Here is a 273-nt window from a genome sequence, read left to right as displayed (position 1 = left end):
CGATCGTGGTGGGCGTGACCGGCGCGGGCCAGCCGCGCGAGGCCGGACGCATCGCGCCATCGGCGCATTGGCTCACGCCGGAAACGGCCTGTACGACGCACTATTTCTTCGCGTTCGGTTTGCCGAAAGCGATGGGCGACGAGGGCCGCGCGCTCGTGCGCTATGCGGTGGAGGGCTTGATGAAGCCCTTCGAACTGGAGGACTTGCCGATGCTCGAAGCGCAGCAGGCATGCATTGGCGAGGCGGATTTCTGGGCCGCGCAACCCGCCTTGC

The 273-nt window shown here is 67.4% G+C and carries 1 pseudogene; it reads left to right on the top strand.

Features of this window, described 5'->3' with window-relative positions:
* Positions 1-273: pseudogene (locus SB772_RS41000) on the top strand (aromatic ring-hydroxylating dioxygenase subunit alpha); the annotation flags it as partial.

Source organism: Paraburkholderia sp. SIMBA_030, from assembly GCF_046535245.1.
GTDB lineage: Bacteria > Pseudomonadota > Gammaproteobacteria > Burkholderiales > Burkholderiaceae > Paraburkholderia.
The sequence above is the reverse complement of the archived record's forward strand: the minus strand, read 5'-3'. Positions and strand labels throughout refer to the sequence as shown.